17 protein-coding genes are annotated in these 17,728 nt (G+C 46.5%); 8 read left to right on the top strand and 9 right to left on the bottom strand.

Annotated elements, in window-relative coordinates; all coding sequences use genetic code 11:
* The first annotated feature begins 210 nt into the window (after positions 1 to 210).
* The 3 genes from QJS83_RS04565 to QJS83_RS04555 all read left to right on the top strand — a co-directional run bounded on the left by QJS83_RS04565 (position 211) and on the right by QJS83_RS04555 (position 3,800).
* Positions 211 to 1,320, top strand: coding sequence for a hybrid sensor histidine kinase/response regulator (locus QJS83_RS04565; protein ID WP_284607923.1), 1,110 nt, complete (start codon positions 211 to 213; stop codon positions 1,318 to 1,320).
* Between the two features lie 78 nt (positions 1,321 to 1,398).
* Positions 1,399 to 2,694 carry a type II and III secretion system protein family protein gene (locus QJS83_RS04560; RefSeq protein ID WP_284607922.1) on the top strand — a complete coding sequence of 432 codons (1,296 nt, stop codon included), beginning with the start codon at positions 1,399 to 1,401 and terminating at the stop codon, positions 2,692 to 2,694.
* A complete protein-coding gene (locus tag QJS83_RS04555) occupies positions 2,691 to 3,800 on the top strand; it encodes a TadA family conjugal transfer-associated ATPase (protein WP_284607921.1) in 1,110 nt (369 codons plus the stop codon). Before QJS83_RS04560 ends, QJS83_RS04555 begins: the two co-directional genes overlap by 4 nt.
* On the opposite strand, the gene QJS83_RS04550 is transcribed toward QJS83_RS04555, so the two are convergent.
* The 3 genes from QJS83_RS04550 to QJS83_RS04540 form a co-directional block, all read right to left on the bottom strand.
* Entirely contained in the window at positions 3,797 to 4,504 is a 708-nt protein-coding gene (locus QJS83_RS04550; RefSeq protein WP_284607920.1) for a rhomboid family intramembrane serine protease, read from the bottom strand. The genes QJS83_RS04555 and QJS83_RS04550 overlap by 4 nt on opposite strands.
* A 54-nt stretch (positions 4,505 to 4,558) precedes the next feature.
* The gene (locus QJS83_RS04545; protein WP_284607919.1) at positions 4,559 to 4,975 is read right to left on the bottom strand and encodes a hypothetical protein; all 417 of its coding nucleotides are present in this window, start codon (positions 4,973 to 4,975) and stop codon (positions 4,559 to 4,561) included.
* A gap of 121 nt (positions 4,976 to 5,096) precedes the next feature.
* Complete coding sequence (locus QJS83_RS04540; protein WP_284607918.1) at positions 5,097 to 5,867, bottom strand: DUF1266 domain-containing protein; 771 nt, start codon at positions 5,865 to 5,867, stop codon at positions 5,097 to 5,099.
* Positions 5,868 to 5,960: 93 nt separating this feature from the next.
* Here QJS83_RS04540 and QJS83_RS04535 point away from each other — a divergent pair, with 93 nt between their 5' ends.
* Entirely contained in the window at positions 5,961 to 6,620 is a 660-nt protein-coding gene (locus QJS83_RS04535; protein WP_284607917.1) for a DUF4097 family beta strand repeat-containing protein, read from the top strand.
* On the opposite strand, the gene aspS is transcribed toward QJS83_RS04535, so the two are convergent.
* A complete protein-coding gene (aspS, locus tag QJS83_RS04530; protein ID WP_284607916.1) occupies positions 6,617 to 8,431 on the bottom strand; it encodes an aspartate--tRNA ligase in 1,815 nt (604 codons plus the stop codon). The two genes, QJS83_RS04535 and aspS, sit on opposite strands and share 4 nt — an antisense overlap.
* A gap of 305 nt (positions 8,432 to 8,736) precedes the next feature.
* Here aspS and QJS83_RS04525 point away from each other — a divergent pair, with 305 nt between their 5' ends.
* From QJS83_RS04525 to QJS83_RS04510, 4 genes are all read left to right on the top strand, one after another.
* Positions 8,737 to 9,042: a polyhydroxyalkanoic acid system family protein gene (locus QJS83_RS04525; RefSeq protein ID WP_284607915.1), complete on the top strand. Its 306-nt coding sequence runs from the start codon at positions 8,737 to 8,739 to the stop codon at positions 9,040 to 9,042.
* A gap of 7 nt (positions 9,043 to 9,049) precedes the next feature.
* Positions 9,050 to 10,162 carry a sigma-70 family RNA polymerase sigma factor gene (locus tag QJS83_RS04520; RefSeq protein ID WP_284607914.1) on the top strand — a complete coding sequence of 371 codons (1,113 nt, stop codon included), beginning with the start codon at positions 9,050 to 9,052 and terminating at the stop codon, positions 10,160 to 10,162.
* Complete coding sequence (locus QJS83_RS04515) at positions 10,162 to 10,527, top strand: thioredoxin family protein (RefSeq protein ID WP_284607913.1); 366 nt, start codon at positions 10,162 to 10,164, stop codon at positions 10,525 to 10,527. The genes QJS83_RS04520 and QJS83_RS04515 overlap by 1 nt, the downstream gene beginning before the upstream one ends.
* Positions 10,528 to 10,604: 77 nt before the next feature.
* Positions 10,605 to 11,375 carry a substrate-binding periplasmic protein gene (locus QJS83_RS04510; RefSeq protein ID WP_284607912.1) on the top strand — a complete coding sequence of 257 codons (771 nt, stop codon included), beginning with the start codon at positions 10,605 to 10,607 and terminating at the stop codon, positions 11,373 to 11,375.
* Between the two features lie 61 nt (positions 11,376 to 11,436).
* On the opposite strand, the gene QJS83_RS04505 is transcribed toward QJS83_RS04510, so the two are convergent.
* The 5 genes from QJS83_RS04505 to flhB are packed head-to-tail and all read right to left on the bottom strand — an operon-like array spanning position 11,437 to position 17,711.
* Positions 11,437 to 12,222: a FliA/WhiG family RNA polymerase sigma factor gene (locus QJS83_RS04505; RefSeq protein ID WP_284607911.1), complete on the bottom strand. Its 786-nt coding sequence runs from the start codon at positions 12,220 to 12,222 to the stop codon at positions 11,437 to 11,439.
* 60 nt (positions 12,223 to 12,282) lie between these two features.
* Positions 12,283 to 13,113 (bottom strand): MinD/ParA family protein, encoded by an 831-nt coding sequence (locus QJS83_RS04500; RefSeq protein ID WP_284607910.1) that lies wholly within the window; start codon positions 13,111 to 13,113, stop codon positions 12,283 to 12,285.
* A complete protein-coding gene (flhF, locus tag QJS83_RS04495) occupies positions 13,110 to 14,561 on the bottom strand; it encodes a flagellar biosynthesis protein FlhF (protein ID WP_284607909.1) in 1,452 nt (483 codons plus the stop codon). Before flhF ends, QJS83_RS04500 begins: the two co-directional genes overlap by 4 nt.
* On the bottom strand, positions 14,551 to 16,650 hold the full coding sequence (gene flhA / locus QJS83_RS04490; protein WP_284607908.1) for a flagellar biosynthesis protein FlhA: 2,100 nt from the start codon (positions 16,648 to 16,650) through the stop codon (positions 14,551 to 14,553). Before flhA ends, flhF begins: the two co-directional genes overlap by 11 nt.
* A complete protein-coding gene (gene flhB / locus QJS83_RS04485; protein WP_284607907.1) occupies positions 16,650 to 17,711 on the bottom strand; it encodes a flagellar biosynthesis protein FlhB in 1,062 nt (353 codons plus the stop codon). Before flhB ends, flhA begins: the two co-directional genes overlap by 1 nt.
* Positions 17,712 to 17,728 lie beyond the last annotated feature (17 nt).

The following is a 17,728-nucleotide window of genomic DNA, read 5'->3' as shown; positions in this document are numbered from 1 at the left end:
GATAAGGATAAAAAACACTTCTACAGTTCTCTCATCGTCAGGAGGCGACTCAGACTTGACTCATTTCTGAGCAAAGTTTGTGGAAAGAGTGTGAAACTAGACTGTGGTCCAGCATAGTTTTTCACTATCTTATCATCATCCATGACAACAAGAAGCCCGCGTGCAAATTTCCCTTTGCACTGCTCTTTTTCAAATCCTACACTAGCTTTCATGACGAAGCACACAATTCTTTGTGTAGATGATGAAATAGATAATGTTGACGCTCTAGAACGACTGTTTCGAAAGAAATATTCAGTACTAAAGGCCACCTCAGGTAAGGAGGCTTTAGCTGTTCTCGACCAACATCCAGGGCCCGTTGCTCTTATTATTACCGACCAACGCATGCCCGAAATGACCGGCGTGGAATTTTTAGAGCGCACATTGGAGTCTCATCCTGAGACAGTGCGCATTCTCCTCACAGGATACACAGATCTTGAGTCTGTCATCATGGCCGTCAATAAAGGGCAGATCTTCCGCTATCTCACCAAACCGTGGGACCCGACGGATCTTTCAAATACTGTTGAACACGCGGTCGAAAGATTCGTTTTAGGCCAAGAGTTAAAACAAAAAAATGCAGAGCTTGCGAAAGCGCTGGATGAATTGAAAAGTTTGGACGTGGCCAAATCGAACTTCATGATTCTGATCAATCATGAATTAAAAACTCCCCTGACTTCGATCTTAAGTTTTTCGTCATTGCTCGCGGAATCTAAGCTCAGTGATGAAGACAAGCTGATGGTCAATCGCATCACCAAGAGTGCCGAGCGTTTGAAGTCTTTGGTCGAAGACGTTCTTCTTATTGTTCGCGCAGAAACCAATCAGCTGAAAATCGACATGCAAAGTGTTTCGTTCACGCAGTTCGACGAGAACTTAAGCAAAGACGTCTTGGAATTACTCGCGAAGAAACATCAAAAGATCACTTCCAAACTCGAAGACGTTCACGTGAAAGCAGACGTCCGCTTGATTAAACAAGTGATGCTGCGCCTGATTCACAATGCCGCGAAATTCGGTGAAGAGAGCAGTGAAATTCACGTCGAAAGCGTTCGCAACGGCTCGCAGCTTCGTTTTCTTGTTTCCAATAAAGGCCCTCACCTGCCGGTCGCTGTCATGGACAAAATCATGAAGCCGTTTTATATCGACGAAGATGTTATGCACCATTCTTCCGGCACAGGTTTAGGTTTGACCATTTGTCAGTCGATTCTTAAATCGCATCAATCCTCGCTGCAGTTTAAGAATACAGATCAGGGCGTGATGGTTTTCTTTGAATTGCCCGTCGGCTCATAGTCAGCGTCCGAACCATGAACTTTCATAGCAAAAGGAAGTTTCGGGAAACTGTCCTTCCTTTTGCTTTCGCCAGAGAGCATGAAAAACTTTTTGCTTCTCTTCTTTCTTACTATTCCCGCTTTTGCCCAACCGAAAAAACTTCTTTTAGCTTTAGGCGACAGTCGGAGAATCACCGTCTCTGGAAACTCATCCGTATGGATTCAGGATCGCGACATTCTTAAAGCGGAGGGTGCGGGCTCTTCCCTTGTCATTCGCGGTTTGCGCGAAGGTACGACCCTTATAAAAACAGGTTCGGATACATTTTACGTTCAGGTCGTACATCCGACGAAAACGAATGCTTTTGCCGCCTTTGAAGCTCACGTCAAAAACATCGTCGGCTTGCAAGCGACTCTCGCCGAGGGCGATCTTCTTATCAGCGGACAGCTCTACCGTTTTCAAGATTGGCTTAAGCTGCGTTCTTTGGCTCTGGATCATACCGTGACTTATCAAATGCGCGCAATGCTTGCACCAGCCGTGAAAGCGGCGGCGGAAAGATACTTTGAAAACCTTTTTGAGCGCACCAAGCTGCCCCCGCAAACAGTTTTGTTTGAACCGCATGCGGAAGTCCGCGTGAATGCCAACGAAGTCTTGGTAAAGAGATATCAGAAAATTCTAGCGCCTTTTGGAATCCACGTTCTGCGCGACGAAACAAGCCTCGACATTGCGCCGACCATTAAAGTTCAAATCACAGTCGCGGAAATTCGCAAAGATTTTTCGTTAAAGTATGGTCTGCGCTGGCCTTCGAGTTATTCAGCTCAGGTTTTGCAAAATGGCGAAGTGGAGGGTTCGAACCTTCCTTTTGATCTTACGGCCCTTGAAGGCAACGGCACAGCCAAAATTCTTGCCAGCCCCAATATTCTTTGTCGCAGCGGCAAAGAAGCTGAATTCCTGGCCGGAGGAGAATTCCCCATCAAGATCATGAATTATAAAATTCAAGATATCGTATGGAAGCGTTATGGAATTCTTTTGCGCGTAAAACCAAAAGCGGATTCCGCGGGAAGAATCAGCTTGTCCATCGATACGGAAGTTTCAACCTTGGACAAGTCCACCGCTGTCGACGATATTCCCGGCGTTCTTACCAACCGAGTTTCCAGCCATTTTGACTTATCGAAACCCAAGACGATTGCTCTTTCCGGTTTGTTGAAAAACGAAGACAGCGATAAGTCGGAAGGTCTGCCCTTTTTATCGCGCCTGCCGATCTTGGGGCCTCTGTTTTCAAGCAAGGATTTTCGCGAAAATCGGACGGAGCTTGTTATTTTTGTTCGCCCCACAATTCTCAAAGATGGCGAAGAAAGTTCCGAGAATCCAACACATCTTAAGGATGGACTTCAATGATTTCCGCAGCCAAGAAACTCTATGATTATATCCAAGAAGATATTCAAAAACTTCCCTTGAATGAATTTATGCTTTCTCCGGAAGAAGCACAGACGTTGCGTTCGCAAAAAGTCAGTCAGATTATTTTAAAGCACACGGAGAGGGCGGATGCTCCGGTCAAGAACCGCCTTCTGCAAGAGCTAAATCACTGGGGCCCCTTGTCTGAGCTTTTCCAAGATGAAGAGATCACAGAAATCATTGTTAACGGGCCTGACAAAATCTGGCTTGAAAAGAACGGCCGCCTGACCCAGCACCCTGACTTCTTTTTCTCTGACTTGAGCTTCCGCAACTGCGTGGACCGAATTTGCCATGAAGCGAAAACACATATCACTAAAGAGCATCCCTCTGCCGACGGAAGCTTTCTGGATTTTCGCTTAAGCCTTATCGGGGCAGATCTTACGCAAGCTTCAGTTCACTTGTCATTGCGACGGCATCCTAAAAATCCTTGGACATTTTCTAAACTCGCGGAAAGATCGTGGTGTTCTGACGAAAAACTTTCTGTTTTTCGCGAGCTGATTGACAAGCGCAAGAACATTCTTGTTATCGGTTCAACAGGTTCCGGCAAAACGTCCGTGTTAAATTCATTTTTAAATCTGCTTCCCGATAACGAGCGGCTTGTCGTGATTGAAGACACGCCTGAAATCGCTCTTCCGAATAAAGCCAGCATGAAACTTTTAACTCGGGAAGACCCGCAAGGAGTTTTACCCAGCGTCGACCAAACTCAGTTGGTGAAAAGATCTTTGCGTTTGCGTCCCGATCGTATTGTGATGGGTGAAATTCGCGGTGCTGAAGCCAAAGATTTTTTGATGGCTTTGGCGACGGGCCATTCTGGAAGTCTCGGGACTCTTCATGCGCAGGACGCGGCTCAAGCATTGATTCGTTTGGAGATGCTGATTCAGATGGGAGCTCCGCAATGGAGCCTGCAAGCGATCCGTCGTTTGATTCAGCTTTCTTTAGATTATGTTGTTGTCACGACACGTGCTTCAGACGGTCAACGCAAATTTGCCGGACTTTACCGGATTTGCTCTTTAGAGGAAAACGGCTTTCTTTTGGAAAAGGAAAACTAGTTGTCCCATTCGGTTTCGGCTTTTTCGATTTTTACTTCCGGCTCTTCATAATGGGTTTCAGTCACGACAGCGGCCGCAAAAGTTTTTCGGCGCAGGAAGTAATAAAGAAATCCGCAAACAATTCCCAACAGAAATCCTACGAAATGCGCTTGATAACTGATCTGCGGATCAAATGCGGTGGACGGCATAAAAACACCTAAAGCGACACCCACCGAGCGCAGAATTCGCTGCACCCATGTTCGCTGTTTATCCAGCAGCAGATAAAGAACAAGCCACATCCCGCCCATCCAATAAACAACCCCTGATACACCAATCAGTTTCACGGTGGGAGGATAAGTGGAAAGTACTAGAGCATTCGTGATACCGCCGAAAACCAAAGCCGCCAGAGGAAAAACCAACACTCCGAAATAACCATTTAAAAAATATCCAAAAATAAAAAAGAGAAGTGAGTTCGAAAGAAGATGCCCTAAATCGGCGTGCGCAAAAAGAGTCGTCCACAATCGCCAATATTGACCTTGCTTAAAGACAGCTTGAAAAGAAGCCGGCATCCACTCGGCGGCGCCTAGATAATTGTTCCAATAAAATGTACTCGCTAATAGAATAAGAAAGACACTCCACGCGGCAACAAACCACGCGAAACGATGAGGCCTCTGTGTAAGCCAAGTCGCACGAACGACCTTCCAGGAAGACAACGCGGATTCCATGAGACCTCCGCCCCTAACGTGTGTTCAGGGCGGCAGATGTCAAGATAGGCTCAATTATTTTGCCTGTATTTGATTTAAAGGCGCTTCGGCTTGAGGGCGCAGTTCTTTTTCAACATAGAAAAGACCTTCATTGTCAGCCGTCTTCGTCAAAGCTTCTTCGGATTTTGTCATATCCCCTTCGCGCGCAATGCCTTTCGGGTTTGCGAAGAATTTTGAGTTCAGATCTTCGATCACTTTAAGCTTTTTTACTTCAGTAGGGTTTTTATAAACAGGTGCTGCTTCGGGCTCAGGAAGCTGTCCTGTGGCTCTAAGTTCTTCCAACTGTTTACTGAGAGTGATGCGATCTCCAAGAGAATTTTTTCCCATAGGACGACCAAGAGCTAAAGCTCCGGGACGCGCCGGCTGAGAGTTTGAAGTATCGACCGCACGTGTTCTCGGGCTTGCCGGAAGAATGCCGCTGATTTTTTCCATTCCACACCTCCGTGTGTGTATTGAGGACACCATCCTGGCATCCACGAGGTATGTATCGGAATTAAACGTTTAAACTTGAGACAGCAAAGAATATTCTAGACCTACGTCGTACAACGACCGCTTAAGTCCAAGAGATAAATTGCCAAGGACTTGCCGGATGCCCCAGAAGTTTTTCACAAATGCCTTTTACTTGCGGATCGTCGGAGCCGGACCAGAATGTTCGACCGATAAGAAAACTTTGCGAAAATTCCATCCAGGTTGTGAAGTGACCCTCGACCAGAGGAGCCAGTTTTAAAACCGCCGCCCAAGCTTGATTGTCGTCCAGATATCCCGCCACAAAACTTAAGCGCACAAGTTGCACATAGCGAGCGGCATCCCAACCGAGAATCCCCGCCTCTTTAAGATATTTATTCGTTCTTTGAATCCACTGAGCAAGCTTGCGATAATCTTCATCGCTCATCTGTAAATTCTGACTGTCTTCAAAATCAAAACAGAAAATCTGCTTAAATTTATCAAGAGAAACGGCGTCCATGCTTCCATCTGCAGGAAGAACGGATCGCAAAACATTGAACTTTGTGCGATGACCTTGAGTGCGAATATTTTCCAAAGTCTGCTCTGCGGATTTGGTATCGCGCACGCCCCAGAAATCTTCGAGAATTTCGATGCAGTCGGCTTTGATATCTGGACCGTAGTTCATATCGAGTCTGAAAAAGTACTCGCCTATTTCATTAAGAATCTGCTCGCGCTGTTCTTCGGAAAGCTCCTGACCGTCTATCAAGTCGGACCCTACCACTTGAAACAGCTCATCAAGAACTTGATTTTCTTCAATAAAAGCGGCACCCAGGCACATCATTTTCATTTCAAGCGCTGTTTCTGGCAGAATTCGTTGCATGTCTTTCCTCGCTCAACAGGCACCAGAATAACTCAAAAACAAAAGAAGCGCATTCTTCAAAATAGTGGTAATACTAAGAACCGGAGTGCTGTCATGTTTAAGAAAATTCTGTTCGGTATAGGCGCTTTATTTTTCGTCCTCACGGGAGGACTGATCCTTATTATGGGATACGTCTTTAACAACCCCGACTCCGTTTTCAATGCTTTCCATTCCGTGACGGACAAACTGATGCAGGGTCAGAAATATGAAGAAAATGGAGAATTTTTTCTTCAAGGTATTTCCAAGCTTGGTTTTGAAACCCGCAACGTCGAAATCGACGTCCAGACACACAACGGTCCCACTTTGAAAGTCCTCTTGGAAGGAAAAGTTCCGCGCTTTGAGCAAGGTCCTTTCATTCTACAAACGGCTGATAGCGAGTCTGTGAATATTCGTTTTCAAGAACCTCTCGCAAGCCACTGGATTCAAATGAACGTGAACGGCCAAGAGGTCACGCAAGATTCCAATGCGAAACTAAAAGCACATGTTTATTTGCCATCATCGTTTAAAGGACACATCTTGATTAGCACCCGCTCAGGCAATATCAAGCTGAGTCTGCCCGAACAAGAGCTCTATGAGTTGGACTTGCAAACTGTTTCCGGGAAAATTGACAACACTTTGGTGGCGAAAGCCGCGCCCGGCGTTTCGCCTGATCAAGTCGGTCACATCAAAGTGACTTCAGAAGAAGGCTCCATCACCGTGGAACCTTCACACTAGGACTTCTTTAAATCTTCGAGATGTTTTTCCGCCAAGTTGCTGAGTCGAACACCGACTTCCGCCAACTGATCACGGCTGACTTCACTTGGGCAATCCGCCATCAGGTCTGTCGCTTTCGCCGTTTTCGGGAATGCAATCACTTCACGAATCGCATCCGTCTCACAAAGTAACATCACAAGACGGTCCATACCCCATGCGATACCACCATGCGGAGGTGTTCCGTATTTCAAAGCTTCCAAGAAGAAACCAAACTTGTGCTGAGTTTCTTCCGGGCTCATACCCAAAAGACGGAACATCGCTTGTTGAATCTCGTTACGATAGATACGAATACTTCCGCCACCCATTTCGTAACCGTTACAAACAAGGTCGTACGCTTTTGCCAACATCTTGCCTAAAACGGCTTCGTTGTTGTTCAAAAGATCTTGTGCGAACTCGTCCTTAGGAGACGTAAACGGATGGTGACGAGCGACCCAGCGCTTTTCATCCGGAGAGTACTCAAGAAGTGGGAAGTCGATCACCCACAAGAATTTATCTTTGGATGTATCGATCAAATTCAACTCTTTACCTAAGTGCAAACGCAAAGTCGAAAGCGAAGCACAAGCCGTATCAAACTCATCCGCAACGACCAAAGCCGCATCGCCAGATTGTGCACCGACGGTTTTGAAAATCTCCGCCAACTTTTCGTTGTTGAAGAATTTCGAAACCGGAGACGAGTACGTGCCATCTGCTTCGGACTTGATCCAGACAAGACCTTTTGCTCCGCCCCGTTTCGCAACTTCCGTCAATTTATCGAATTGACCGCGAGAGAACGTGCCGCCTTTAGGAACCGCGATACCACGCACGATTCCACCACGCGATAAAACGTCGTCGAAAACTTTAAAGCCAGAACCTGTGACCACGGCTTTCAGATCTTTGATCTCCATGCCGAAACGCGTATCTGGTTTATCAATACCATAACGGTCCATGGCCTCTTGATATGTCATACGAGGAATGTCGCCCACATCGACGCCTTTGATCTCTTTCCAGATCGTGCGCAAAAGTTTTTCATTCATCTGCATGATATCTTCTTGATCAATGAAAGACATTTCCATGTCGATCTGAGAGAACTCAGGCTGGCGGTCCGCACGCAAGTCCTCGTCGCGGAAGCAACGCGCGATTTGGAAGTAACGGTCGTAGCCGGAAATCATCAAAAGCTGTTTCAATGTTTGCGGTGATTGCGGCAAAGCATAGAAGTGTCCTGGGTTCACACGCGAAGGAACAAGGTAATCACGCGCGCCTTCCGGAGTCGATTTATAAAGGATCGGTGTTTCAACTTCGATGAAGCCGTTCTCTGAAAGGAAACGACGAACGAGTTGTGCCACTTTATGACGAACCATCAAATGACGAGTCAAACGCGGTGAACGCAAATCCAAGTAACGATACTTCAAACGCAACATCTCGTTGACGTTGTCATCATCCGTTTGGAAAGGAGGCACGGCAGATTCATTCAAAATCTCGCAACGAGTGGCTTCGATTTCGACCTCACCTGTTTTGATTTTTGCGTTTTTCATACCTTCAGGACGGGCACGAACAACACCTTCGACAGCCAAAACAAATTCACCACGCAAGTTTTTTGCCGCCGAAGTTTCTGCTTTATTAGGATCCAAAACGACTTGCACAATCCCTTCACGGTCACGCAGATCAATGAAAACCAAGCTGCCGTGATCTCGGCGAACATCCACCCACCCCATAAGGACAACTTTCTGTCCTACTTGGGGAAGACCTAGACTTCCGCAATAATTTGTTCGTTTTAGCTCTTTTACAAACTTCATAGGTGTACCTTTTTGTGAAGGGAATACTTCAGAGGCCCCAGGTTGACATATTGTGCCTACACAGTCAAAACGCATCTTTTTATCCTTTCCAAAACCGTCCCTAATGGATCCGTAATTACCTCTATAAAGGCCGTTCAAAAAGATCCAGGCGCCATTCCTTAGCTGACACAAAAATAGCAGGATGCTATTTTTGAGCGATAGCCCGAAGGGTTGAGGGCAGGAGCCCGAACCAACGCAGTCGGATGGGTCTTTTTCAACGGCCGGATCGCAGCTATACTCGAAAGACGTTAACAAAGGATGTTACAATGCCGAAATTTACAATCGATCACCAAAGCACTCAGAATGTGGAAGAGGCTTACCAGAAAATTAAAGAATTCCTTTCAAACGATCAGGATATTCGACGCTTCGACCCAAAGATTCAGTGCTCTTTTAACGAGTCCGCGAAAAGTGCGGCGCTAAAAGGTTCGCAATTTAAGGCCGATATGGCCGTTGTTTCCTCTGGCACGGGTTGCAAAGTCTCTGTCACGGTGGATCTGCCGTTGATGCTCACGCCGTTCAAAGGTAAAGTCCAAGAGACCTTGCAAAGGAAATTGGCTAAGTATCTAGCCTAGAACTCTCATGGCAAAAACCAAGGCAAAGACCTCCACCCCGAAAAGTAAGACGAGCAAAGAAAAAGCGGAGCCCGCTTCTTCCAAGGCCGCGTCTACTCGCGGAGCCAAAAAAAAGGTGGAGCCTAGAAACGTCGTCGCCGAGATCGTTGAAGATCCTCACCACGAGGACGTTCACCCCTCTACGGAAGCCGAAAAAGCCTATGCCGTTTCTAACGCCGACGAAGATTTAGATATTAATGAGTCGCTGGAAGACTCGAAATCGCTCGCCATTGCGGGCTCTTCAAAAGCGATTACTTCGGCCGATCCATTAGTGATGTATTTGAACGAAATTCGTCGCTATAAAGTTCTTTCGAAAGAGGAAGAGACGGCCATTGCAAAACGCTATTTTGAATCCAAAGATCCTGAGGCCGCGCAAGCTTTAGTCAAAGCCAACTTGCGTTTCGTCGTCAAGATTGCGGCGGAGTATTCTAAATTCGGCGCAAAAATGATCGATCTCATTCAAGAGGGCAACGTCGGGTTGATGCATGCGGTTCGCGAGTTCAATCCTTACAAAGGAGCCCGCCTTATCACGTATGCGGTATGGTGGATTCGCGGTTACATTCAAGAGTTTCTGATGCGTCAGTACTCAATGGTGCGTATTGGTACGACTCAAAATCAAAGAAAACTGTTCTATCAATTGCAAAAAGAAAAAGAGGCGTTGGACGCCATGGGTATTGAACCCAACACCGCTTTAATCAGCAGCCGTTTGGGAATTCCCGAAGATGAAGTTCGCGATATGGCGATGCGTATGTCAGGCCGCGATCTGAGCTTAGACCGTCCTATTGATGAAGATTCAGGAACAAGCTTGGGAGACATGCAGCGCGATTCTTCGCAACAGCCTTTGGATGAAGTGCTTGCGAAAGAAGAGCAGCTCGAAATTCTTAAAAAGAAAATTGAAGAAATCCGCCCTGAGCTTTCCGAGCGCGAAAAAATCATTCTTGATGAGCGCATCTTGAATGACGATCCTCTGACCCTGCAAGAGATCGGCGAGAAATATAAAATCACTCGCGAAGCCGTTCGCCAGATGGAAGTTCGCGTGATGAAAAAGATCAAAGCCAAAATGGAAGAGGATGACAAGTAATGAGTCATCCCCTGTTCTCTGCAATGAACATGGAGCAGCTTCGTCCCGCGACATTCGATCAGCGTCTTTCTGAAAATGCTAATGACCTTGTCGCCGTTTTTTTCTGGGGTCACGATTGCCCGAATTGCGAAGTCGCGAAAAAGATGCTTTTTCAAGATGTGGAGCTTGTAACAGCATTGCGTTTTAAATGGTTCCATGTAAATACCTATGAGGATTTCGATCTTGCGACTCGTTTTGGGCTGCACGGAATTCCGACTTTTCTCTTTTTTTATCAAGGCAAAAAACTTGGAAAAATTTCGCCTTTTCCTGGGATGGAGCCGTTTATGGTCGCTCTTCGCGATCTCAAATCGAAATATTCTCCTTAGAGTTCTCGAGGGCATATTACTAAATAGTAAGGCTGCAGTGTATTGACTGAGCTCTCTGAAAGACCGATAAAAGTCTTATGAAAGCAATATGGGTTCTAATACTTATCGTTCTCCATACTCTTCTTAGCTTTGCAGAAACATCGACCACAACTGAGACACCACTTAAAGACATTACTTTTATAACTATGGAGATTCCACCGTTCATGAGCGAAAGCATGCCCGAACAAGGAGCTGCGACTTACGCGATGAAAGAGACATTTAAGAAACTCGGCTATAACTTCAAAGTGCGCTTTGTTCCTATCATGCGAACTCGTACGGTCGGATTCGATCCGAGTGTCACTGGATTTTTCCCTTCGTTTAAAGATGATGATTTTCTGCGCGGAATGGTTCTTTCCAAAACTGTTTATGACACGCCTTGGGTGATCGTTGAAAGAAAGGACAAACCTATCCATTGGGAAAAGCCGGAGGATCTTGCCAAATACAAAGGCGGCAACGTCAATGGTTATACAATTCGTTCGCTTCTAAGAACTGTGCACAAACAGAAAAAACTGAATCTGGAAACGGCCCCGAACGATGCCCTCAACGTTTTGAAACTGGCGAACAAACGTGTGGATTATATTTTTATTGATGCCGGCGTTTTCAAGTTTCTGGCTGCCGCGGATCCTCGAGTTAAGCAAGTCGCCGACAGTTTACAAATCAATCCCAAGATTGTGATGATGAATCATTATGGCGCCGCTTTTAAAACAGATCCAGCCAATCAAAAAATTATGGAAGAGTTCAACAAACACGCTGACAGCACCGAGTTCACTCTGCTTGTCGAAAAATATTTCCGCGAGAAAATGAAATAAAAAAAGGACGCTTGAGGCGTCCTTTTTATTCTTGGGAAAAAAGGCACCAGGTACCTTTTTCTTAAGCGACTTCTAGTTCACCGGCGCCAATTGTTGCCGCAAGTTTTGCACGAAGGCGTGCAACGGCCTGAGCATGAAGCTGAGATACGCGTGACTCTGTCACACGTAGAACTTGTCCGATCTCTTTAAGATTTAGATCTTCATAGTAATAAAGAGAAAGAACCAAACGTTGTCTTTCCGGAAGTTCTTCGATCGCTTGCGCAACGACCTCTTTAATGTTCTTTACATTCAATTGATTAAACGGACTGTTTGTGCGCGAACCTTCCAAAATATCCATGATGGATTTTTTGTCAGTGTTGCTGAACGTTGTCGCCTGATCAATAGGCAGAAGGCTGACAGGACGAACTTGGTTCACAAGGTCATGGAATTCGTCGATGCTGACATTCAATGCTTTTGCCACTTCTTCGTCGGTTGGTGAACGGCCTAAGTCCGCTTCCAATTGCACCATTGTTTTATCAAGAAGTTTTGCTTTATCACGAATAGAACGCGGCACCCAGTCTTGCGCTCTGAGTTCATCAAGAATAGCACCACGGATGCGGAATTCAGCGTATGTTTTGAATTTGTTATCGCGTGTGGAATCGTATTTTTCGATGGCATCCATCAAACCGATCACACCTGCAGAAATCAAATCGTCAAGTTCGATATTAGAGGGAAGACGAACCGCGATTTTTTGAGCAATGAATTTGATCAAGGGCGCGTATTCTTTAATTAGATCATCTTTTTGATTGGCAGCAAGCTTACGTGGCTCTTCTTTGTACTTCTTCAACAATGCCGCATTTTTCCCCATATTTTTCCCTCTTAGACACTATGTTAACAAACAGGTGCTTACGCTGAAAGTCCAATTCTACTAGGCAAATCCAACGACCTGATCCCAGAACATTTGCATGCCGCCGGTCGTTTCTATTTGCTTTGAAGATTTCTCGACATGATTACAAATTTGACGAATCGCCTTGGACGATTCCGCGCCGATATCATGTCTCACGATGAGACGCTGCATTTGATTGGCCTTGCGAAGAACCACGTCATTGGGGACCGATCCCCAGTAATCCAAACCGATGTACAAGAATTTGTTTACGACGTCATTAAAACGCTGATAAAGACTCAAACCTTCCGCTTCGTCTTTCACCTGATTGCAAATGATGGAGAAACGATTCACTTTATATTGCTTATTAAGAACTTTGATTAAAGCGTAAGCATCCGCGAAACTGGCAGGGTCGGGAGTAATCACTACAGAAACTGTTTGCGCCGCGGAGTTAAGGAACAAAACGTTCTCGGCAATGCCCGGAGCTGTATCAATCAATAAATAGTCGAATCCCAACGGCAAAGAACTGACAGCCTCTACCATCGCACGACGCTCGAAGTGATTCATATTGTTGAATTCAACAACGCCGCTTCCGCCGGGAATCAAAAAGACATCTTTAGAAACTTCCGTCAGGATGTCTTTCATTTCTTTTCGGCCAGAGATAATATCGTGAACATTTCCACACGTTTTTACGCCGAAAAGAATATCTACGTTGGCCATGCCCAGATCCCCGTCCAGAATCAAAACCTTTTTGCCTTTTTGCGCCAGGCTCAATGCCAGATTGGCAACGAGAGTTGTTTTACCCACGCCGCCCTTTCCTGAAGTGACGCTGATAGTGCGAGTGCGATACATATCAAAGACATTCATGTTTCTCATACGGCTTCAGATTCCTGTTGTTTGATTTTAGTGATCTTAAAGATCAAATCCAAAAGACGTTCTTTTGTTGCAAACTCAAAGTCTTCCGGTACACGCGAACCGATACCGAATGAATGCAATGGAACGTCGAAGCGTTTCATGAAGTTGTAGATTGTCCCGTGCTGCGTGGATTCGTCCAAAGAAGTGAAGACCACATCTTTATAACTTACCATCGAATAACGGCGGCCTAACTCTGTCGCATCAGAATCTTTCGCGTTTGTTGAAAGCACCAAGTGAATGTTTGGATTCAATGCTGCCGGCGGCAACAAGCTTTTCAGCATTTGAATTTCATCGTTGTTCTTTAAGCTCAAGCCTGTGTAGTCAACCAAAACACAGTCGACATTCGCAAGATAGCGCATCAAGTTTGTCCAATCGTTCTGTGAGCGAATCACTGAGAATGGAACGTTAAGAATCTGCGCATAAATCTTCATCTGATCGGCAGCGCCCACTTTGAAAGTGTCCGTTGTGAACAATGCGATCTTCTTGCCCTCACGCACCACCATGTGGCTGGCCATTTTGATCAACGCCGAAGTTTTTCCGCTGCCTGCGGGACCTACGAAACAATGGATTTTTCCCTGCGTCGGATGGTGAGCGATTTTAGTCGCATCCAAAACGTGACGGGCAACGTACGCTTCCACCAAAGCGCGGTTTTTCAATTTCAAAGCCGGCAAACTGTCTTGCGCGCTTGTGAGAATTTCGGCCGCGATTTCCGGTGCCATACCCGCGCTTGTGAGTTTTTCAAAAACAAAACTCAAGTCGTAATTGATCCCGTAGTCCGCGCCAGGATGAGTGCCGACGAAACTTTGCGGGATTTGTTGGAATTGACTGATGACGTTTTTCAAACTTGCGATTTCATTTTTCAATGCAAGAATTTCCGCCGACTCCGCCGCTGCCACGGGAGCCGGTGCCGGTCTTGCGACGACAGCCGCAGGAGCCGCCGCCGTTTTTTTCATAGCGGCACCTTTAGTGGCAAAGATTTCTTCTTGCTCTTGGAAAGCATTCAAAGCTCTTTGTGCCGCGGAACGCACGCGTTCATCAGCTACTTGTCTTTGGCGCATCTCTGCTTCATCTTCGATATCGATGTAACGACGTTGCGTGATGGGAGCCGGAGCCTGGCTCTTTTGCACATGTTTTTCCACCATCTTGTGGATCAATTCTTTCTGTTGACGAGCCGGACTCTTCAGGAATTTTTCACGATCCTGTTCGCGCAAACGGGACTCTGCAAATCTTTTCTTTTGCAAAGTCTCTTCGGAAACGGCTGCTGTGATTTCCACACTACCCTCTCCGACAAGACCGTAGCTCTTGTTATTGTCTCGGGCCGAAAGAATGATGGCGTCGGGACCCAACTGGGTCTTCACCATCTCCAAGGCTTCTTTCATAGTCCGGGCTTCAAATTTCTTAACCTGCATGGCTCATCTCCACGAGTGCAACGGATTGAACATCCGCATCAGACGTCAACTCATTGTGCGAAAGCACCACAAGTTGAGGAATAAAGCGGGATGTAAGCTTATATAAATGACGGCGCGATGTCGGGCTCGTCAGCAAGATCGGCTGACTTGCCACCTCAGGATGACCTTCCACCGTACGCGCGATTTCATTGATCAAACGATGGGCCGTTGTCGGGTCCATCACAAGTTGCACGCCCTGCTCGGTCTGCAACAAGGAGTTGGCAATCAACTCTTCGATATGAGGGTGAAGGGTCATTACAGGGATGTTGCCCATTTCAGTCGTGTACTTCGCTGTGATACCACGAGCGAGAGCGCGGCGAACCTGCTCCGTAAGAACCTCGATGTCCTTCGTGCGAGGGGCCTCATCCGCCAAAGTTTCAAAAATTGTAAGAAGGTTGCGGATAGAAACTTGTTCTTTGAGCAAGTTTTGCAATACGCGCACAACAGACCCCAATGGAAGAAGATCCGGCACCAGCTCTTCCACAACTTTGGGATGCGACTTCTTGAAGTTCTCGATAAGTGTCGATGCTTCCTGACGTCCCAAAAGCTCGTGCGCGTGGGTACGAATGATCTCTGTAAGATGTGTTGCCATAACTGTCGGCAAATCCACCACCGTGTAACCAGCGATCTCGGCGTCTTCCTTGCGGGCAGGAGAAATCCACAATGCATCCAAACCGAAAGCGGGTTCTTTCGTCGGAATACCTTCGATTCTTTCCGCGACATTGCCCGGATCCATTGCAAGCATAGATTCTGGACGAAGAGTACCACCACCCACTCTGTTTCCTTTGAGCAGAACGCGGTATTCGCCTGGAGCCAATTGCAAGTTGTCGCGAATATGAATACTTGGAACGACGATTCCCAGATCCAAAGCAAACTGCTTGCGGATACTGACGATACGCTCAAGCAAGTCGCCACTTTGATCCGACTCCACGATATTGATCAGGCCATAACCCACTTCGAGTTCGACCATATCGAGTGGCAACATTGTTTCGATGTTTTCTTTTTTCGGAACGTTGAGTGCCGCTTCGGATTGCTTCTTTTCGCTTTCAGCTCTTTCTTCACGTGATTTTCGGATGATCCAAGCTGTTCCGCACAAAAGAGATCCCATCACCAAGAACGGAATTGTCGGAAGCCCCGGAACCAAGCCCATCAAAACCAAAACGCCACCTGAAATCATGACCGCGCGAGGTTTGACGAAAAGTTGTCCCGTAACTTCTTCACCCACGTCTTTGTCGGAATTCGAAGTTCTTGTCACGATGATACCGGCTGCAGTTGAGATCACAAGAGCAGGAATCTGCGCAAGAAGACCGTCACCGATCGTTAACATTGTGTAGTATTTTGCAGCGGTCCCGACATCAAGACCTTTTTGAATCACACCGATAGCCAAACCGCCCAGGATGTTGATCATTGTGATAATGATACCGGCGATAGCGTCACCACGTACGAACTTAGAGGCACCGTCCATCGCGCCGTAGAAATCCGCTTCACCTTCGATTTGCTTACGGCGTTTGCGCGCCTCTGCTTCGGTGATGTGACCGGAGTTCAACTCCGCATCAATGGACATTTGCTTACCAGGCATCGCATCCAAAGTGAAACGAGCTGCAACTTCCGCCACGCGGCCCGAACCTTTAGTGATAACCATGAAATTGATGACCATCAAGATGATGAACATCACGAAACCGATGACATAATTTCCGCCGACTACGAAATTCGCAAAGGACGCAATGACGTCCCCGGCCGCCTTTTCACCTTCATGTCCATGCGTCAGGATCAAACGTGTTGTTGCCACGTTCAAAGACAAGCGGAACAACGTCGTCATCAGAAGAAGTGACGGGAAAGATGTGAAATCTAAAGCTCTGTCAGTGTAGATACTGACCAGCAAAATTAAAACACTGATCGCCAAAGAGAAAGTCAAAGAAATGTCGAGAAGAAACGGAGGTAATGGAATGATCATCACTGCCAAAACCGACAGCAAACCAAACGCAATCAAAAGATCCGTATTCTTCGTGAACTTTTCGAACCTTTTCATGAACTGAAAAAATTGATCCATTATCTTTTCTTCCTACGCAAACGATAAACATACGAAAGCACTTCGGCGACGGCGACGAAGAGCTCTCGAGGAATGACTTGTCCAATTTTCATTGTCTTAAAGATCGTTCGCGCCAACGGTTTGTTTTCCACGATAGGAATATTGTTTTCGCGAGCGATCTCTTTAATTTTTTCCGCAACGTGATCCGCGCCCATCGCGATAAGCTGTGGCGCCGGCAAGTTGTCCGTATACTTAAGAACAACCGCAATATGTGTCGGATTCGTGATGACCACATCGGCCTTGGGAACCTCGGACATCATGCGCTTACTCGCCATTTCACGCTGAATACGGCGAATGCGCGATTTGATCATCGGATCACCCTCGCGCTGCTTGTGTTCTTCTTTGACTTCTTGTTTGGTCATCATCATCTTTTTTTCAAGATCCCAACGTTGATAGAAGTAATCCGCCAACGCGATGATAAGCATGACGGCACCAACGCCGCCCAAGAGTTTTACGACAACCGTGCCGATATAAGAGATGATTTGTTCTACTGAGAACGTCAGCATGTAGGGAACTTGTCTGACTTCCCCACGAAGAAGGAAATAAACAACAATTCCCACCGCGGCCATTTTTAGAATCGACTTCAAAGCCTCAACAACGGCACGCAAACTGAAAATACGTTTAAAGCCCTCTACCGGGCTCAATTTTTCGAAATTAGGAGAAAGGGCGTCTTCCACTTGCAAGAAACCGACTTGCATGATCGACGAGGCCGCACCGAGAATACCGGTGATACCCATAACAGGCGCAATCAGAATGAAAGCTTTTTCACCGCAGAAGCGAAAGGCTTCCGTGAAATTACCTTCACGCACTAATACGACCATGTCATTTCCGAATGAATAATGAAAAACTTCGAAGAGATTTTTGAAGAAGAAACGGCCCAACGCATACACGCCACCAGCCGCAGCAAGCAATAGCACTGCTGACGCAAGTTCCTTTGTATGAGCGACGTTCCCTTTTTTGCGAAACTCTTCCCGTCTCGCGTCCGTCGCCTGTTCGGTTTTTTCGCCGTTGTCCTCAGACATTCAGTTCCTTCCTAGAA

The sequence above is a fragment of the Bdellovibrio sp. 22V genome (assembly GCF_030169785.1).
Lineage (GTDB): Bacteria > Bdellovibrionota > Bdellovibrionia > Bdellovibrionales > Bdellovibrionaceae > Bdellovibrio.
The sequence above is the reverse complement of the archived record's forward strand: the minus strand, read 5'-3'. Positions and strand labels throughout refer to the sequence as shown.